This is a genomic window from Pacificispira sp., from assembly GCF_965228185.1.
Taxonomy (GTDB): Bacteria; Pseudomonadota; Alphaproteobacteria; order UBA8366; family Aestuariispiraceae; genus Pacificispira.
Genome location: NZ_CBDDHE010000003.1, coordinates 815,272 through 837,540 on the forward strand (window position 1 = coordinate 815,272; position 22,269 = coordinate 837,540).

The 22,269-nt window shown below is 59.6% G+C and carries 1 protein-coding gene; it reads left to right on the plus strand.

Features of this window, described 5'->3' with window-relative positions; genetic code table 11:
- Nucleotides 1-143 precede the first annotated feature (143 nt).
- Complete coding sequence (locus ACO06O_RS07525; protein ID WP_421877886.1) at nucleotides 144-22,238, plus strand: cadherin domain-containing protein; 22,095 nt, start codon at nucleotides 144-146, stop codon at nucleotides 22,236-22,238.
- The last annotated feature ends 31 nt before the right edge of the window (nucleotides 22,239-22,269 follow it).

Sequence of the window (22,269 nt, forward strand, 5' to 3'; positions counted from 1 at the left end):
GGGAGTTTCCGGGACAGGATCCGAAGCGGCGAGTTGGGACATGGTCGCTTGGCGTTGGCCTGAGAAGGCCAGTCTAGCGTTTAGACATGCCATGACGGATTTTCCGTTGGGTGTTCTGCGCCTCTGTAGGGAGGTGCGGGTCCTTGCCTGATGTTCAGAACGAAATGGGACTTGCCGAAGTCATCGAAGACGGTGACGCCACTCAGGTGAACACCGACACCGTCGGGGCCCAGAGAGGCGTGTCAGCCGTAAGGCTTGCGGACGGGAAATACGTTGTTGGCTGGTCTACCGAAGACCAGAACGTCGGTGGGCCTGCCGACAATAAGTTCCGGATGTTTGACGCGGACGGTTCGCCCTTTGGGCCGGAAATGGCGATGCCGGATTCAGGCGGTAATCTCTTCGGTGCAGGCCACATTGCCGCTCTGGGCGGGGGTGGATTTGTCGCCGTATGGTCTGAAAGTGTCGAGGGTGTCCAGCACCGATATACCTCCCATGCCCAACGGTTCGATTCTGACGGCGTGGCCGTAGGAAGTCCCGTCCTCGTCGGTCCCGATAATGGCGAGCCCAGATATATCGAGAGAGTTGTCTCCACCGGCGACGGATACGTCATTCTCGAAGATCAGACCGGGTTCAACGACGCCGGGCTTTTCGCGTCATTTGTCAGTGCGGATGGTACGGTTCTGTCGCGGCAGAAGTTGGGGGAAACGGACGCCAACTTCCATAGATTTCCCCGGGCGGACTTGCTGGAGGACGGGTCCGTCCTCATCGCGTATATGACCGCCGAGGAGCACGAGTTCCCCGACGCCGTTGCGTATCAGCGTTTCGCGGCGGACGGGACCACGCTCGCCGGCGAGGCCTTCATCGGTAATACCGGCAGCGAATTGGGGTATTATCCGGACGTCACCGCCTTGGAGGGGGGAGGCGCCATCATCGTTTGGCGCGATCGTGCCGATTCTCTGAATATCAAGGTCCAGAAGATCGGCGCGGACGGCGCAGAGACCGGCCCGCGCATTACCATCGAAAGTTTTTATGGCGAGGACTATAGCTCTCAGGGGCAAGTTCAGGTCGAAGCGCTGCCCGACGGTGGCTTCATTGCCGCCTGGCATGCGTCGCGTCGAAGCGCCTCCAATTCGGACCCGACAATCTATGACACTTTCGTCGCGCATTTCGATGCCGACGGCGCCCAGGTCGGCGAGACACAAATGCTGGACGGACTCGAGGAGGGCGAGCGGCTTTTCCACGATATCCTCGTAAAAGAGGACGGGACCGTCCTGCTCTATTGGGGCGACCCGCCATACGCCCATGACGTCGAACGCCGCGGCGTCATCCAGCGCGAATTCTCGTTGGATTTGGATTCGGGCGACGCTGCCCAGGACGATGCGGACGCGATCGAATTCGAGCCGCCGACCCTGAAGCTTTTGGAGGGCGCCGTCGCGCAGCTCCGGTTCCAGGCGGTCGCGCAAGATGGCGGCGAACTTACCTATTCGTTGATCCAGCAAGCCACATCCGGGGCGGCCGTTGTTAACGCCGATGGCAGCTTCACCTATACACCGAATGTAAGATTCACCGGACAGGATTCCTTCCGAGTCCTGGTCCAGGATGCATCCGGGAATAGCCTGGAACAGGACATACCCATCGCAGTGTTCGACGCCGATGAAGTTGAAGCGAACTGGGAGCCATTCTCCCATAGCGTCAATGGCCAGTACTTCTCAATTGAAGACTTTGCATATCTCGGTCTGGACAATGGCAACTTACTGGTTGCCACATCCGATTACGGCGACGGCGTTACGACACGCATTTTCGGGATAGACGGCCAACCCATCGGCGATCTGAATGTCCTGCCGCCCTGGGATTTTGACATAGAGCATTCTAGCATTGAGGAGGTTAGGCTCTATCGAACACCGTCCGGGGGGGCGGTTTTGAATTGGGCGGTGAATTCATATGATGGCGAGAACTTACTTGGTTATTTCCACTACGTTCAGGAGGTGGACGAGAACGGCCTGACCGACGCGGCTCCCATCGCACTTCGTATGGACCATGACACAAGTCATATCGAAGAAAGCATCAGCGCCTTTGGATTCAAAGATAGCTTCGCTGTTCTGTCCGACGGCAGTTATGTGGCGGCTTGGTCGGACCGCAATGCCGACACCGGAATGGACGTCGCGCTGCAGATCTTCGAATCCGACGGTACGGCGCGCACCGGCCGCGTGGCTGTGACCAATGAAGACTGGTTTGAAATGTTTCCGGTTGTGGTCGCGCTCGAGGATTCCGATTTTGCCGTGACGTGGCAAAAGGACGGCGCGCGTACCCGAATTTACGGCAGTGACGGCCTGCCTGTAACGGACCAGATCACGCTGACCGATGACGAGGGCGTCGGCTCCATCGACGTCTGCGCCTTAGGGGACGGCGGATATCTCGCCTTTTGGAAAGTCGGCAACAGCAATGACGGGTACCAAATCCTTGGTCGGCGCGTGGCGTCGGACGGCACACTTGTCGGTGGCCCAATCACGTTGCTGGGCGATGCTGAGGGCGTGACGTCTTTCGACGCGATTCGTCTTCCCGAAGGGGGCTTCGGATTTCGCTGGGCAACGGACGTGACGCATTCCGATACAGGGGATGAATTCAAAGTAAACTTCATGCAGCGGTTCGATTCCAATGCTGCCGCCATTGAGGAGCCGTTCCTTCTCACCGTCAGCTTGTCGGGGCAATACCTCTTCACGGATTTGACGCCGACCGCGGATGGCGGGTTCGTCGTGGGCTGGGGCCCCATGTTCCGATACTTCGAGGCCCAGTCTGGTTTCGGTACGGGCGAAGCGGACGTGCTGGTTGGAAATAGTCGTTCCAATTTGATGGATGCCGGGGGCGGCGACGATACGGTGTTCGGCGGCGATGGCGCCGACACCCTGTTGGGCCAGGCCGGCAATGACACGTTGGACGGCGGGGATGGCGACGACACGCTGATCGGCGCGGCCGGCGACGATGTTCTGATCGGCGGCGCCGGTACCGACACGGTCCGGTTCAGCGGCGATTTCGACAGCTATTCCTTCGTCAGTGTTTCCGGAACATTGACGGTGACGGATTCCGAAAGCGGCCGAGATGGGACGACCACATTAAGCGGCGCCGAGGTCTTGGAGTTCAGTGACCGCACGGTGGTCCTGGGGGACGAGGTGCAATGGGCCGCAACGGAAGAAGCGGTCGTTGAGAATTCCGGCCCTCAATCCGTCGGAACGGTTTCCACAAACGCGCTCAGTTCAGAGAGTTTCGAACTGTCCCTCGCGGACGACGTCGACGGGCTCTTCGTTCTGGACCCCGCGACCGGTGTGATATCAGCAACGGCGCCGTTCGATTACGAGGCGCAATCGGCATATTCGCTTACCGTTCAGGCGGCTGGCGATTCCGGGTCCAGTTTTACCAAGTCGTTCGTCGTGTCCGTCGGGGACCAAAACGAAGCGCCGGTCCTGGCGGATGGCGCTTTATCGATCTGGGAGAATGCGACGATCGGGACGGCGTTCGGAACCTTGTCGGCGACAGATCCTGATGGTGGGGACAGACTCACCTACAGCCTGGTGGACGATGCGGGAGGACTCTTCAGCATCGACGCCGCGTCGGGCGTGATCTCCGTTGCCGGTACCTTGGATTACGAGACGGCGGCACAGCACGGTGTCGTGGTGCGGGCCACGGATCAGGGCGGACTGTCCAGCACGGCGACGATGACGGTCGATATCGAGGACCAAGGCGAAGCGCCGGTCCTGGCGGACGGTACCTTCTCGGTCGCGGAAAACGCGACGATCGGGACGGCGTTCGGGACCTTGTCCGCGACCGATCCTGATGGCGGGGACAGCCTCACATACAGCCTTGTGGACGATGCGCGTGGGCTCTTCAGTATCGACGCCGCGTCGGGCGTGTTGTCACTGGTCGGAGAGTTGGACTTTGAAACCACTGATCAGCATCAGCTCGTCGTGTCGGCAACGGACGCAGCCGGCCTTTCGGACGTGAAGACGATTTCCGTCGATGTTGCCGATGTGCAAGAGCCCGAAATGTTGTCCTTGTTCCTGGAACAGGGAACCCAAGTCGATTCCTCTCTGCGATTGGATGATCCAGGAAACATATCTTCTATTGTTGTCCTCAAAGGCGAAGAGAACGGTGTTCTGACCCTTAACTCGGATGGCGGATTTCGCTATGTGCCAAACGCGGATTTTGTAGGTACCGATTCCATTATTGTCGAAACCACGGATACTGATGGGGTCAGTAGTCAAATCGAATTGCAGTTTGAAATACGGGAGAAAGGATCGATAAGGACGACATCGTCCGATAGGGAGGATGTCGACAACCCAAAAGCCGGCAATGTTTACTACACGAAATCAGTCGCGCTCGCTGACGGCAAATATATGGTGTTGTGGACCCGAACCGAAAACGGCGGTGCTTTTCGCGGTCAAGTCTACGATTCAAATGACGAACCGGTTGGTGAGCAGAGTGTTCTGGCGGATTTCACGCCGCGTTCCGAGGAAAGCGGTATCGCCAGATTTTCTGTTAATCCGGATTCCAGAGGCGGTGCGATCCTTTCCTGGGTTACCAGAACTGACTTCGGTTGGCGGATTTATGCGCAACGCGTCGGTTCTGATGGGCAGGCGATCAGTGAGCCTCTGATACTCGATGAAGTTCATTCCGGTAACTGGATGCTTGATTTGGCCGGTGTCGTTGAGACGTCCGACGGCGAGTTTTCGGCCTTCTGGGGAAATTTTGTCGGATCGAAACCGGGGCCGTCAAATTGGCGGCAAGTAGTTTCCCGTAAGATATCGGCCGACTTTGAACTTGTCGGCGAGCGAACAGTTGTCGCGGACGGAAGAGGTAATAGCGACAACTTAGTAGGTCAATTGGTTGCGTTGGACGAAGGCCGGGTCGCGGTCGTCTGGACGGAAATCGACCGGGAAAGCGAATACTTATTGAACAACCAAGTTTTAATTCAGTTTCTTGACCGGGAGGGTGTCCCCGAACCGAACGGGCCATTCGTTCTTGATGGTCCCAACATCGGACATCCGGTTCATTTGGAAAAGTTGGCAGATGGCTCGATTGCGGCACTTTGGACCCAAAAAATGGGGGATCCCAGTAGGCCGGAGAATCCGATTAGGAGCAGTGTCGTTCTTTCGCATATATCCGACCGAGGAGAACTCATCAGCGGTCCAAACTTGGTGCGGGAGCTAACGGGCGGCGACTTAAAAATCCATTCAACCAGCCTTATGCTGATGCCAGATGGCAATCTTGCGGTGAACTGGGTCGAGGGTGAATGGAACCAACCGGAAAACTTTAGAGAATTTATTCAACGGTTTGACCCGGACGGCACCCCAGTTGGTGCGCTAATCGATTTGGATGCGCTTACCGGAGGAGAGACCGTTTTTGCCGATTATTCGGTTCTTTCCGATGGTCGAATACTAGCTGCGTCAAGCCAGTTTGATAGTGAAAGAACGTACTATGATTATGCAAAACGCCGAATTCTCAGCCTCGCCGCAAATTTGGGCACAAGTCATGACGACCACATTTTTCTGGGCGATCTTGGTGACGACGTGGGGGGCAGCACGGGCAACGATATAGTTGTTGGGGGTGCCGGTAATGACACGATCTTTGGCGGATCGGGGGCTGACACCCTTTTGGGGGGTGATGGGGACGACTTTATTGTGGGCGGATCCGGTAACGACACGCTGACCGGCGGCGGCGGAGATGATTTCATTGTGTCGGATGCCGGCGAAGACGTCCTAGACGGAGGCGATGGGAACGATACCTTTGTCCTGAACGTCGACGACGTCACCAATGTTCAGGCGATAGGCGGAGCGGGTCGCGATACTGTTAGGCTTGTGGGGCTGGACGGCGCATCGGCCATACATGCGGAATCCGGAACGATCTCCATTGATGGAACCATCGCCGTGCACGGAGAGGGACTCGATAAAGTCGAATTCGTTTTTGATGGGATGGATGCCCTGAACACTGCATCTCCAACAGTTCATGACGCGGGTTCTGCGGTTCAATTTGATGGGGCAGATCCAGGTTATTTTGAGAACATCATCGGCGGGTTAAGCGGAATGGAACTTAGCGTTACAGCCAATGCGGACCTGATCGTCGATCTGTCGGACGGCTATTCGCGTGAGGCCCTGACGGCGGTGAAGGAAGCGTTGGGCGCGGTCGTGACCTATGGCGCGGACAGCACGCTTCAGTTCTGGAACGTGATGAACGACGCCGTCGATATCGACGCCGTGCTCGCCGAGTTTTCCTTCGCCCATCACGTCGATCTGAACGCCGAACTGACATTCGAAATGAATGCGCCGGAAGTCGTCCACACGGAATCCGTCGCGGCGGAGTTGTTGGCGCAGGCAGAGGGCGATTTCTCCGCCGACGCGGTGACGCCGAACGATCCCTCCTATGGGTCGCTCTATGGTCTGCGGTATATCTCCGCGCCCGATGCTTGGGAAATCCGTTCCGACGCGTCCAGTGTCGTGATCGGCGTTATCGACACCGGGATCGATGTCGATCATCCGGACCTCGTGAACAATCTTTGGGTCAACGAGGGTGAAATTTGGGGTGATGGGATCGACAATGACGGCAACGGCTATATCGACGATTACAACGGCTACGACTTCTTCAATGACCGGGGCATAGGGCCCGGCTCGAACAGCGACGGCCACGGCCATGGCACGCATGTTGCCGGAACCATCGCTGCCGAGGGGAATAACGGCATCGGCGTGTCCGGCGTGGCCTGGAACGCCAGCCTGATGGCGGTGAAGATTTTCAGCGACGCGGGCACGACCAACACGGCCGCGATCATCGCCGGGATTCAATACGCGACCATGATGGGCGCCCAGGTTACCAACAATTCCTGGGGCGGCGGCGCTTACAACACATCGATCCTATCGGCCATTGAAGCGGCTCAGGCGGCAGACAGCATTTTTGTCGCCGCCGCCGGTAACGATGACGGCGTCAACAATGATGTCAGTCCGCATTATCCGTCCAGCTACAATCTGGACAACATTGTCGCCGTCGCTTCGACGGATAGTTTCGATAGGCTTTCCAGTTTCTCGAACTACGGCGCAACCACGGTCGATCTGGGGGCGCCGGGCACAGGAATTTACAGCACCTATAAAAACAGCACTTATGCCACGTTGAACGGAACGTCGATGGCAACGCCGCATGTGACCGGCGCCATCGCATTGATGAAGGCCGAGAACCCATCCCTGTCCTACAGTGAGATCATCGACGCCCTGCTGAACAGCGTCGATAGCATTTCCAGCATGACCGGAACCACCGCATCCGGCGGACGCCTGAACCTGGAGGCCGCGCTCCTGGCGGTTCAGGACGGCGAAGGCCCGATCGTCACCGCGCATAACATCTTTTTGGCGGAAGGCGTCGGGTCGTTCCGACATGCCATAAACATTATTAATCCGACGGGCGTGTCGGTTAGCGTCCAGACGGCACCTGCAATCGGTTCGCTCTCTCTGGTCGAGGACGAGCCTGGGACATTCGACTATACGCCCGGCGCCGGCAATTACGGCGAGCGCGTCGACCTGCGGGTGACGAATGCCGAAGGGTCTTCGTCCGTGGCGACGTTCTTCATCAATCAGATGGCCGCAGGCAGTACCACGATCACCGGGGCGGATTCCGCAGACCTTATTATTGGCGGCTCGGCTGACGAATTGCTGTCCGGAGGCGGTGGGAATGACATCATTCGCGGCGGAGACGGAGACGACACGCTGATTGGCGGTGCCGGTGCCGATACCCTGGATGGCGGTGCCGGCGTCGACACGGCCGATTATTCCAGTTTCGCAACTGGTGTAACGGTCGCCCTGGACGGCAGTCCGTCCTCGACGGGCGATACCATCGTCAATGTGGAAAATCTGATCGGGTCGAACCAGGCGGACAAACTGACCGGCAATGACGACGCGAACGTGCTTGTCGGCGGCCAAGGTAACGACACGCTGATCGGCGGCGCGGGTGCCGATACGCTTATCGGGCTCGACGGTACGGACTATGCGTCCTACGAAACCACGGCCGAGGGCCTGACCATTTCCATGCCGCACGGCATCGGGACCGGCGATGCCGAGGGCGATCTCTACCTCAACATGGAAGGGATCATCGGCGGGCAGGGCAATGACCGTATCCTGAACTGGAGCGGGACGATCTCGCTCTTCGGCGAGGACGGGGATGACATCCTTATCGGATCGTCCGGCCACCAGTTCGACACATTGTCCGACACGGATTTCCTGTCCGGCGACGACGGCAACGATACGCTGATCGGTCAGGACGGCGACGACACGATCTATGGCGGCGATGGGGACGACCTGATATTCGCGGGCCGTGGGTCGGACACCGTTTTCGGCGGCGCGGGGTCGGATACGCTGCATCTCGGCTATCTGGCTGGGTCGGTCGATATCGATATGGCGAACGGCATCGCGACGGGGGCGGAATTCGGGACCGTCACTTTCACCGGGATCGAATCCATCGTCTATGTGGATGCGGCCAGCGGATCGGTTTCCGCGACCGAAGACACGGAAATCTTTGTCGATACCTATGCGACCGTCATCGATTACAGCGCTTCCGGAGAAGCGATCACGATCGATTTGCGAACGGCGTCCGGGTCGGGTGGTCTGGCGGAAGGTGATATCCTTGTCGGGGATATCAGCCTTCGCGGTACCGATTTCGATGATACCTTCTATCTCTCCAAGGGCGACCAGACGGTCGCTGGCGGGGGCGGAATGGACACGGTCGTCCTGACGGGGAATTACTCGGAGTACGACATTTCGGAGGCGTCCGGCACGGTCACATTCTCAGATCATACGGCCGGGCGAGACGGCACTAATGTGTTGTCAGGGGTCGAATTCGTCGAATTCGCTGACAGAACGTTAATGCTTGGCTCAGCTTTGAATTGGGAAATCGCTTCACAATCCGTGGATGAGAATGAGGCGTCAGCCCAGCAGGCAGCATCCGTTTCGGTCGTAACTTTCGGCGACGAGTCTTTTTCCCTGTCCCTGGCGGACGATTTTGACGGTCGTTTCTCCTTCAATTCGGTAACCGGGCAGATATCAACAACGCGCGCGTTGAATTACGAGGATCAGGCCAGTTACACCTTGACCGTTGTCGCGACGGGCGATCAGGGCGGATCGGATAGCCGGGAAATCGTTGTTGCGGTCGCCGACCTCAACGATGCGCCGGTCGTCGAGGTGTCGTCGTTCGATTTCGATAAGACGGTAACGGTCGGCTCGGCAGTCGGCACAGTGCAGGCATCTGACGAAGATGTGGGGGATGTTCTTACCTTCAGCCTTGTCGACGATGCTGGTGGCCGTTTTGCAATCGACGCGTCGACGGGTGTCATCTCCGTAGCGACCAATCTGGAATTCGAGGATCCGGCATCGCATGACTTGATCGTGCGGGTCGAAGACGATGAAGGTCTGAGCGCGACCACGACGGTTACCGCGACATCGAATGATGCCAATAGGGCGCCGGAGTTATGGCGTGGCGACGCACGAATGGTCGCCGGGGCGGAGCTATCCGCCGATCTGATAAGTGTCGATCCGGAAGGCGAAGCGATCAGTTACGAGCTTCTGTCGGATGTATCGAACGGCACGCTCCAGCTCTCGACCGACGGCGCCTACAGCTACGTCGCAGATGCCGGCTTCACCGGCACGGACACATTCTCCGTCCGAATATCCTATGAAGGAGGGGCGTCCCGGGATGTCGATGTCTCGGTAGAAGTCGTTGCCGAGGATCAAGTTGCACCTGGTGTTTCGGGGCTGCGGGCCGCTGCGGAGTCCATCGACCTGTTTGGAGAGTCCGAAGAGGTCATTTCCTATCCGAGAGTAGCGGCGCTCTCCAGCGGCGGGTACGTGGTTAGTAACGAGTTTTATATACTCGATGACCCGTCCTATCGGTCTCATACCTTCCGTATATATGACAGCAACGACGAACAGGTCGGAGAACCGATTAGCCTTGGGGACAATATCAATGGCAATGGTACGCGCGACCCGATCGCTGGGACTCTCGACGGTGGTTTTCTTGCGTATTATGAACGGGTTAATGAAGACGGTTCGACCGATTTCGTCGTCAAGCGCTTCGATGCCGGCGGCGTGCCGATTGAAACTTCCGTTATTGTGGAGAATACAAGCAGTACGGACCATCCCGACACGATCGAGACCCGTTCCGATGGAGCTTACTACGTTACCTGGCGCACCGACAATCCGAGCGGTGCGGCTGGGGCGGATGCCGTTTACGGTCGTCAGGTCGCCAGTAACGGCGCGATGGGTCCCACGACCCGGCTTGATGTAAGCGCGACAGATCTGCGCCGCACATTTGGTACCGACGAACTGGCTGATGGGCGGCTTCTGGCGCATTGGCTTGAATATGACGCAGACGCCAGGACCTATTCCATTCAGGGTCGCTATCTGGATGCCAATGGGACGCTTGATTCCGCGCCGTTCACGATAGAGAGCGGTTACAGTATTCGAGGGCTGGCATATCACAGGCTGGTTGCGCTGGATGGTGGCGGTTTCGCATTGGCCTGGACGGCGGGCGGAGAGGCATCCGGGGGCAACGCCTGGGATATATACGCACGGATTTTCGATTCCGATGCGCAGCCTGTTACCGACAGTTTTATCATTCACGAAGATGTGGAGGGCTCGGAGGGCACACCCTATCTGGCCGCAACGCCGAATGGCGGCTTCGTGGCGAGTTGGTATGTGTTGAATTCCGATGAGGTACGGGCACGCGCCTTTGCGTCCGATGGCACGGCCTTGGGAGCCGAGCAATTGGTCAGCGATGGTGATATCGGCCGTCTGGCGGGCCAAAACGGGGTCACGGCTCTGACGGACGGGTCCATATTGGTCCATTGGAAGCTGACCAATTTGGACGATTACCGCGGCCACCATCATCACCGCCGTTACACCTTGTCGGACGGGGGCCTTCAGGGAGACGAGAGCAACAATATCCTCGCGCTGAGCGATACGGACGGCGTGGTTTTCGGCCATGGCGGTAGCGATCTGCTGTTTGGCGGGGCCGGGGACGATACGCTCATCGGCGGCGAGGGGGACGATACCCTGGTCGGCGGCGACGGCGCGGATGTCGCGGTCTTCACCGGCAATTTGCAGGACTACGATGTTACGGTCTCGGACGGTACCGTCTACGTGACGGACCGAACCGAGTCCCGCGATGGCACCGACACGCTGACCGGTATCGACGGCTTGGTGTTCAGCGATCTCTCGATTTCAGTCAGCGACGGGTTTGTCTGGACTACGGATTTGGCGCCGATCGACGAGAATGAGGCCGCTTCTCAAACGGTCGGTACTGTCGCATATCACGCGATCACGGGCGAAACCTTTACGTTCAGTTTGGCCGATGACATTGGCGGTCGGTTCACAATCGATCCTAGTTCGGGCGCGATCGCAAGCAATGGCAGTTTCGATTTCGAGTCGCAAAGCCAGTATGCCTTGACGGTCCAGGCATCCGGCAATCTGGGAACGTCCGACGAGCACACGGTGACTGTGTCGGTACGCGACCTGAATGAGGTGCCTGAAACGGCGGATGTTTCCGTAACGGTTGCCGAGCATAGTGCATTCGGGACGGTGATCGGAACGGCTCCCGCATCGGACCCGGATGCCGGGGACATACTAACGTTCAGCCTGATCGACGATGCCGACGGTTTGTTCGCGATCGATAGCGAAACCGGAGAAATTCGGGTTGCCGGCGACATTGACTATGAAATCGCCAGCGAACACGTGCTGACATATCAGGCAACCGATACCCTAGGGCAAGCATCGACTGGCACGGTGACCGTGTCGGTAACCGACGTAAACGAGGCGCCGGAAATTGTGGACTTGCACCTTCGGATGTCATCGGATTCAGGTCCGGCCGACTGGGTCCTTTCCGGTCACGATGCGGAAGGCGAACCCCTCACATACGCGATGCATTCCGAGGCATCTAGCGGTACCGCGACAGTCAATCCGGACGGATCGGTACGATATGTGCCGAATGCTGATTTTGTCGGGGACGATTGGTTCCAAGTAAGCGTGTCAGATCCGAGTGGCGGCACCAGGACAGTGACAATCGAAGTTTCGGTGCTGGATGGATCGGAGACAGCCTTCGGCGAGATCGGATCCGCTCAGGAAGTATCCGGCACCACAGATGCCTCCATACACGCCAACATTCTGTCCCGAACCGACGACAACAAGATCGTCTCGTTCTGGGTCGACGGTGCCTCCGAGACGGTCTTTAGCCGTGCGGTTGACGGCGATGGGAACCCGTCCGGTCCGGTCGTTACGGTCAATACGAGCTCCGACGGCAAAAGCCAATTTCACGTTTCCCACCTGATAGGCGGTGGTGCCCTGCTCACCTGGGTGAGCCTAAGTTCGAACCATTCGGTAATGAACGTTCGCGGTCAATTGGTTGACGAGAACGGTTCGCCGGTCGGAGGTACAGTCCAGTATCTGAGCACAAGCCCGGCCCTGATTTCGGATTTGTCCACGATAGGCACTGCCGACGGTGGCTTCGTGATGGCCTGGAACTATGGGAATGGCGTGTTCTTCCGCAGATACGACCAGAACATGCAGTCTGTCGGGCCTTTCCAAAGCAGTCCGGTGGAGGACACCACGGCCATTCGATATCAGCCCCGAGTCGCTGCCTTGGATGGCGGCGGTTTCGTCATGACTTGGGAGCATCGTACATACGACTCGAGCGACGTCGAGGTTCGAGCACGCGTCTTCGGTGCCGATGGACAACCCACGACGGATGAACTCACCATTGCGGCCGGAGCTTCGGTCGGCTTCACAAGTCCCAACGTTGTGGAACTTGAGAACGGCGACCTGGCCTTCGTCTGGAACGGGCAGAGCTACTCTTCCGACGAAATGTCAGTATGGACGTCGACTTGGACCTCCAATGGAATCCAAGCCTTCGGTCCTACCAAAATGGTCACCCTTCAAGGCGAGGATGAAGTTCGGCACGAAGCCGAGTTGGTTGCGCTCAACGGCTCCCGATATGCGGTTTCCTGGATGGAATGGGCCAATGCGGGCCTCGCCACCGGCTATATCAGCATTGTGGACGTCGAAGAGCAGACGGTAGACGAGCCTCTTGTGGTCACACCGGTCGATGTGCGGCTGAACGGTTTGGATATTGCCGAGAACGGCGCCGGCGGACTGATTATCAATTGGCTTAGTACGACCGAACCCTACGGAAGTATGGTTCGCCGCGTTGTGGTGTCCGAAAATGGCATTATTGACGGTGGTGATAGCAGCGACGTCATTTTCCTGGGCTCAACACATTTTATGGCGCGCGGCGGCGCCGGCGACGACACCCTCTTCGGCGGGACGGGGAACGATACGCTTATAGGCGGCGAGGGAGCCGATCAGCTGGTCGGTGGCGCTGGAGACGACGTTCTGACCGGTGACACCGGCGCCGATCAATTTTCTGGTGGCGACGGCGACGATGTGCTGATTGCCGGACTTGACGACGTATCCGCCGACGGCGGCGCAGGCTACGATGTTTTGCGGATGAGGTCCGTGGGTGGGACTGTGACGGCCGTCGCGAACGTAATCGGGTCTACGGAAATTTCGAACATCGAGCGGGTGGAGTTCAGTACCGGATCCGTAGGCGACACCTCGGATAGTGTCGATGCCGATGCCGTCGACCTGATCGTCGACCTGTCGCATGGCTATTCCCGTGCGGCCCTGTTGCAGGCCCGTGAAGATCTGGGGGCGAAAGTTCTCTATGGCGACGGCGGCGCCATTCAGTTCTGGGATATCGAAGGCGACGCTGCGGCGGGCCTTGATCTGTTCGCCGAACTGGAGACGGCCGGATTTGCCGAGCTCGACGGGCAGCTCAGCGTCGATTTCCAGTTCGAGTCCGACATTCTGTCCTCGGATCAATTGTCGGAAGAATTGTCCGGTCAGGAATTCGAGACGTCGGCCACGGCGCCGAACGACCCGTCAATCGGTTCGCTCTATGGCTTGAACAAGATCGGTGCCTACGACGCCTGGGATCGTCAGACCGGCAGCGAGGACGTCGTCGTCGCCGTGATCGATTCCGGGATCGATATCGATCATGAAGATCTGCGTGACAATCTGTGGGTCAATGAAGGTGAGATCTGGGGCGACGGGATCGATAATGACGGCAACGGCTATATCGACGACTACAATGGCTATGATTTCGTAAACAACCGGGGAATCGGACCCGGCTATGCGCGGGACGACGATAACGGTCACGGAACCCATGTCGCCGGTACGATCGCTGCCCAGGGCAATAACGGGGTAGGGATCAGCGGCGTCGCCTGGAACGCCAGCTTGATGGCGGTGAAGGTGCTGGACCAGAATGGTGACGGCACAATCGCAGATATCGTCGAAGGCATTCGTTATGCCACGATGATGGAGGCGCGGGTCAGTAACAATTCCTATGGCGGATACGGGTATCGCGGAAGCTACTCGTCGATTTCCTCCGCCATCAACGAGGCAAGAACCGCAGGCTCCATTTTTGTTGCGGCCGCTGGCAACGACTCCTTCGATAACGATACCTACAACAACTACAGCTACAGCTACTTCAGCCACTATCCGTCCAGTTTCACGCAGTCCAACGTCGTTGCTGTCGCGTCGACGACCAGCTCGGATTCCCTGTCGTCCTTCTCGAATTATGGACGTTATTCGGTGGATCTCGGCGCGCCCGGCTCGTCGATCTATTCGACCTATACAGGCGGCGGTTATCGTTCGCTGTCGGGCACCTCCATGGCGACGCCCCATGTGACAGGGGCAATCGCGCTGTTGCTGTCCGAAGATCCGTCGATGACCTACAGCCAGGCGATCGACGCCATTCTCGACAATGTCGACCGGGTTTCGAGCCTGAACGGTCGGTCGACATCGGGCGGCCGGTTGAATGTCGCAGCGGCTTTGGGAACGGTTTCCGGAGACGACACACCCCCGATTCTGTCCGTCCGTGATTTGATGATGTCGGACGACATTACGACATTGGGGCTTGGGTTCACTGCGACCGACAATTCCGGTGACCCGGTCACTATGTCTGTCAGCGGGCTGGATTACGGCGGCATCAGTTTCAACGTCTACAGCCAAAGTTTCCTCTATAGCGCGGCCGCAGGCGCCTATGTCGACAACTTCACCGTCACGGCGCGAGATTCCGCCGGTAACGCGACGTCCCAGAATATGAGGGTTACGCGCGTCACCGACACTGACGGCGTGACTCTGACCGGCACGGCGTCCGACGAGGCGATGTTTGGGGGCTCGAACAGCGATACCCTGACCGGGGGCGCTGGCGACGATTATCTGGCGGGCGGCAGCGGCGACGATTACCTGATGGGGGGCGCCGGGGACGATACAATTTACGGCGGGGACGGCATCGATACGGTCAGCTTTGCTGACGCCACAGCGGGCGTGCAGGCCAGCTTGGCCGGCAATTCCGGCGGTGGCGATGCATTCTATCAGGTCGAAATTCTGGAAGGCAGCGCCTTCAACGACACGCTGGCAGGGTCCAACGGTGACGATGTCCTGATAGGCGGCGCCGGCGATGACGAATTGAGCGGTGGTGCCGGGGCGGACACGCTGGTCGGCGGCGAAGGTTTGGACCTCGCCGACTACTCGTCCGATAGCGCGGGCATCACCGTATCGTTGCTGGACGGTACCAAGACCGGGGCTGCGGCCGGCGATGTCTATAGCGGCATCGAAGGCGTAATTGGCGGCAGCGGCGCCGATCTGCTGATTGGCGACGACGCGGCGAACCAGCTCTTCGGCGAGAGCGGAAACGACACGATCCTGGGCGGTGACGGGGCCGATACGCTATTCGGCATGGACGGCGACGATACGATTGTCGGTGGGCGCGGCGCGGACAGTCTCTATGGCGGGGATGGCGCGGATCTCATCTTCGCCGGTGACGGGGACAGTGTGAATGGCGGGGCTGGCGTCGATACGTTGGATCTCGGCTATCTGTCCGGCGACGTTTCGGTCGATTTCGACAATGGCGTCGTCAGCGGCGCGGAAATCGGCACGATCACATTCCAGAATATTGAGACCGTCGCCTATTCCGTTGCGCAAGACGGGACCATCACGGCCACAGCCGCCGCCGATTTCTTGGTCCAGACCAATGGCAATCTGGTGGATTATTCCGGTTCCGACGCGGCCATCACTCTCGATATGGGCCAGGGCAGCGCCAGCGGCGGCCATGCGGAGGGCGACGTCTTCCAGGATGTCACGCATGTGCGCGGGTCAAATTTCGATGACCGTTTCGCCGGTTCCGACCGTGATGACACGATCCATGGCGGTGCGGGCACCGATACGCTGACATTGACCGGTGACTTTTCTGAATACGCGCTGACCGTCGACAATGGCGTCCTCGTTATTGACGACCTTGTCGCCGGAAGGGATGGCACGGACCGCGTCAGCGGTGTCGAGTCCCTGGAATTTGCGGACCGAACCGTGGGCTCGGGCAATGGCGTTCTTTTGCTTCCCGCCAATGGCGCGGCGGATGAGAATGCGGGCGCGGGCCTGACAGTCGGCCAAGTGACAATGTTCGCCCTGGGCGCGGAAACGTTTGCCCTGACCTTGCAGGACGATTTCGGGGGCTTGTTCGCCATCGACGCCGCCACCGGGGAGATCACGACGCGTAGCGACTTGGATTTTGAGAGCGCGGCGTCTTATGAACTGACAGTCCTGGCCAGCGGCGATCAGGGGTCCAGCGAGACCACAACCGTCACCGTGTCGGTCAATGACGTCAATGAGGCGCCGGAAGACCTGGCACTGACCTCTTTCTCCGTGGCGGAGAACGCAGCTGTCGGTGCGGCTCTGGCGACCCTTTCCGTCAACGATCCCGATGCAAATGACAGCCATAGCTTCGTCTTGCTCGATGATGCGGATGGGCTGTTCTCCATCGATGCGGAAACGGGCGTGATCCGCGTTGCCGCCGGTCTCGATTTCGAGACCGCACCCGCTCATGTCCTGACCGTTCGCGGCACCGATACCGGCGGCTTGAGCAACGAGTGGCAGGTATCCATTGCGGTAACGGATGCGAATGACGCGCCGGATACGCCAACGGTGTCGCTGGTGCCCTCGATTGGCGAGCACGCCACGATCGGCGCGGTTGTCGGCACGGCAAGCGCTACGGACCAAGACGTCGGTGACAGTGTCAGCTACTCCCTGGTCGACGATCATGGCGGTGCCTTCGCCATCGATGCGGATAGCGGTGTCATCACCGTTGCCGGTAGCCTAGACTACGAGACGGACGCGGCTCCGGTCCTCCAGATCCGCGCAACGGATTCGGGTGGATTGTCCTCTGTCGGCTCTTCGACCCTTACCGTTACGGACGAGAACGACGCCCCAATCAGTGGGGCGGATCAGTTCAGTGGCTTTGAGGAAACCGACGTTTCCATTTCGGTTGCCGATCTTCTGGCAAATGACAGCGATCAGGATGGCGATGACTTCTCGCTGACCAATGTCGAGAATCCGACCGGCGGGACGGTCTCCCTGAATGACGGGCAGATTGTCTTCACCCCGGACGAGGAGTTCACAGGTCTCGCCACGTTCGACTACGTCCTGCAGGACAGTCATGGCGCAACCTCCACGATCACCGTGGATATCGATATCTCGGCCCAGACCATTGTCGCGGAAGGCAGTGCCGGTAGCGACGACATGCGGGGTGGTTCGGCGCATGACACCCTGTCCGGTGGGGATGGCAGCGACATTCTTATGGGTCGCAAGGGTGACGACGTCCTGATCGGCGGCGCTGGGGACGATACTTACGTCTACCGGATCGGCGATGGGGCGGACATTCTGGACGAAACCGGCGTTCCGGGCGGCGGGGGCAGTGACACGCTGCGCTTCGGCTCGGGCATCGCGGCGGGCCAGATGGAAGCACATATCGAAGGCCGCGATCTGGTACTGCGGTTCATCGATGACGGGGATCTCCAACTCGCAGCGTCCAGCGACGTGCTGCGCTTGCGCAACTGGCTGGATAGCGACGCCCGCATCGAAGGCTTCACCTTCGACGATCAGCCCGGCGTGACGCTGAGCGCGTCCGATATGCTGTCCCGTTTCGGCGGCAGCGGCGATGAAGACTTCACCTGGACCGAGGCGGCGGTTTCGCTGTTCGGCCGCGGCGGGGCGGATCGTTTGGTGACGGGCGACAATGACGACACGCTGAGTGGCGGCACCGGGAACGATGTCCTGATCGCCGGCGGCGGCAATGACAGACTGGACGGCGGCGGGGCGAGCAACCTCGTTTCTTGGTCCGAACATTACGGCCGGGATGCGTACTACAAGGACGATGTCGTGATCGCCGATGGCGAGGTCGACAGTCCGGTAGAGGGGGCCCAAGTCACCCGTTTGGTCCCTGGCACCGGCCCAGGCATGCATCGCCTGATCCGAGCGGTAGAGGTAGTCGAGGCCGGTATCCATACCGTCTCTGTCTATGCCATGGCGGACGAGTTGGACGGCTTGCGTTTGGAAATGGCCAGCGGCTGGGACGGCGCGGCATTCGCGCATTACGGCACGGCTGCCTTCGATATCGAGGGCGGGTCGGTGTCCGGCACCAACCGCGATGTGTTGGGGGCGGAGGTCGAAGATATCGGGGGCGGATGGTATCGCGTCTCCGCGCAGATGGAGTTCGTGACAGGCACGTCCTATGTGAATTTGAACGTCCGCAATGCCGGCGCCGATGTTTTCAGCCGCGAATCCGAAGGTGGTGGACTGTATCTTTCGGGCCTGCAGTTGGAACGGGGCGAGACCGCCGGTGAGTATGTTTCGACCCGGGCTGTCGCGACCCTCGAGCCGGATGGCGACGATCATCTGGAAGGCGGCGGTGGTAACGATTCCCTCTCGGGCGGTGCCGGTAATGATGTTCTGATCGGCGGTTCGGCGGAAAATCAGATGACCTGGTCCGGCGATTTCGATCATCGCGCGTATCTGAAAGACGGCACCGTTGTAACCGAAGCTGAAATCGACGGTCCGTTGACCGGTGTCGACGGATATCGTCTGTCGGCGACAAATGTGGATGGCTTCCATCGGATGAGCCGTGAAGTGAGGGTCGACGAGTCCGGCATTCACACCGCGTCGCTTTATGTCCGGACGGACGACCTCGACCATCTGCGTTTCGAACTGGCCAGTGGCTGGGACGGCGCAAACTTCGCCCATTACGGGACTGTTGTATTCGACCTGACGGAAGGCCGCGCGGAAAGCCGCAGTACCGCCATTCGTGGGGCCGTGGTCGAATCCGTCGGTAACGGATGGTCGAGAGTTTCGGCGCAAATGGCCTTCGACCCGGGGCTGTCGTATTTCAACGTCTATCTACACGACGGCAACTATTACGGCTTCTCGAACGGCGAGGGGCGCGGCCTTTATATCGCCGGTGCGCAGTTGGAATCCGGGAATTCGGTCGGTGCCTATTTGGCGACGTCCGACAGCGCCATTCTTGGTGGCGAGGATGGCAGCGACTATCTGGTCGGCGGCGACGGCGATGACCGCGTCTTCGGCGGTGCGGGGGCGGATACGATCGTGGGCGGGTCCGGTCGCGGCAATGATGTCTACAGCGGCGGGTCGGGCCAGGATACGATTATCTATTCCAGCGCCGAGGCACGGATCGATGTCGACTTGGACGAAGGCTATGGCCGCGGCGCGGATATCGACTTCGACACCTTGTCTGGTATTGAGAACGTGGTCGGCGGGGCCGGCGATGACCGGTTAAGCGGCACAGAAGACGCCAACATCATCGAAGGCGCGGGGGGCGACGATCTGATCGTAGGCGGTGCCGGCAACGACATCCTGATCGGTGACGGAACCCAGAACCAGATCACCTGGTCGGAAGACTTCACGAACGCCGCCTACCACAAGGACGGTATCGGTCTAGAAACCGCGTCGGGCGACGCGCTCGGCTTCGGCATGTCGGCAACACGTCTGGTCGGTAGTGCCGGCAATGCGATGCACCGCATGAACCGCGCCGTGACCGTCGCAACAAGCGGCTTGCACACCGTTTCCGCCTATGTGCGGGCGGACCAGCTTGCGCATTTGCGGTTTGAACTGGCCAGCGGCCTGAATAATGGCGTGTTCGACCATTATGGCTCGGTCGTGTTCGACGCAGCGACAGGCCGAGTTCACCACAGCCATGGTGCCCTGCATTCCGCATCGGTAACCGATGTGGGAGAGGGTTGGTATCGCGTCGAGGCGACGATGCCGTTTGCGGCCGGTACGTCCTATGTGAACACCTATCTGCATGACGGCACGTCGCATGTCTTTGCCGGCGACGGGACATCGGGCCTTTATTTCACCGGACTGCAGCTTGAGGCCGGTGCGGCGGCATCGTCCTATCACGTGACCCAGGGCAGCCGGAATGCCGTCGACGGCGCCGGAGACGACCGCATTCTGGCAGGCGCAGGGGACGATGCGATCTTTGGTGGCGCCGGGATCGATACATTGGATTATCGCGACGACGCAGCCGGGGTCACGGTGGATCTCGTGAACGGTACCGCGACGGGCAGTGCCGCCGGGTCGGACCGGTTCAGCGGCATTGAGAACGCTGTCGGCGGGACCGGCAATGATGTGATTACCGGTACGGCGGCGATCAACCGGTTGATTGGCGGCGGCGGTGGGGACCGTCTCGTCGCCGGCACGGAAGGCGAGGCGTCCAGTGCAGCGCGGCGCGAAAACCTGATGACCTGGTCCGCGGCCTTCAGCCGTGGCAACTATTTGAAGGACGGTACCCGGGCGGTTGCGGTTGCGTCCGACAGCCCGGTCAGCGGTGCGTCCGTCTCCCGCCTTACCGCCAATGCCGGAACCGGTTTCCATCGGATGAACCGGAACATCTCTGTCGCCGAGGCGGGTACCTATACGACCTCGATCTACGCAAAAGCGGAATCACTCGCCGGATTGCGTTTTGAGATGGCGAGCGGCTGGAATGGCAGCGGGTTCGATCACTATGGGACCGCCGATTTTGACCTTGCCGGTGGCCGGGTCCTGGGATCGGCCCACGGCATCGCAAACGCGACGATCGAAAATGTCGGCGGCGGCTGGTACCGCGTCACGGCAACCATGTCTCATGCGGCGGGAACGTCGCATCTGAATGTGTATATGATGAACCAGGGCACCCATTTCTTCGCCGGCAGCGGGGCGGAAAGTCTGTTGATCTCAGGCGCACAGTTTGAGAGCGGCACGGCGGCCGGAACCTATGTCGAAACGACCACCGGCCCCGTGCGTCAGGCCGCGGCCGGGGATGTCCTGATCGGTGACGGGCAGGAAAATTTGGCAAATTGGTCGGACGCATTCGACAACGCGGCTTACTACAAGGACGGCGTTTCGGTCGTCGCCAATGTCGCGGACGGTCCGGAAGCCGGCATGTATGCAGATCGTGTCCTGGAGAACGACGCCACCGCCAATCATCGTATCGGGCGTGCTGTGAACGTCACGGAGGCCGGCATTTATGTCGCTTCCGTCTATGCCAGGGCCGAGGATATCGACCATTTGCGGTTTGAACTGGCGAGCGGTTGGGACGGCGCAAGCTTCGCCCATTACGGGACCGCCGTGTACGACCTGTCCGAGGGCAGCGTCGACGGTACGACACATGCCCTTTTGGGCGCCGATATCGAAGATGTCGGTGACGGCTGGTACCGGGTCTCCGCGCGCATGGAGATGGCGGTCGGCCAAAGCTACGTGAACATGTATCTGCATAACGGTGCGACGCATTTCTATGACGGCGATGCGACCGGCAGCGTCTTGCTGTCCGGCATGCAGGTGGAGCGCGGAGGCATCGCGTCCGACTATACCGGCACGACCCGGTCCGGCGTTTATCATGCCGGAGGTGCCGACGTTCTCGTGGCGGGCGCAGGCGACGACATCCTGTCCGGGGGAACCGGCGATGACCGGTACGAGATCGGCCGCGACGGCGGCGATAACACGATCTATGACGCGGGCGGCACCGAGGATAGCCTGGTTTTTGGCGACACGGTCAATCACGACCAGTTGTGGTTCGAACGCAGCGGCGACGATCTTCGCGTTTCGATCATCGGCAACTCCGGAAGCGCCACCATATCCGACTGGTTTGCGAGTGATGCGGCCCAGGTGGAGAACATCGTTGCGGGCGACGGTATGGAATTGTCGTCGGCCAATGTCCTGCAACTGGTTCAGGCCATGGCGGCGGAAACCAGACCGGGCGATAGCGACCTGACCCTGCCGCAAGAGACCGAAGACAATCTGCAATCGGTCCTTGCCGCGTCATGGTCCTCGGCCGGATGATCCCGACGCATAACCTGCACGCGTCACTTTA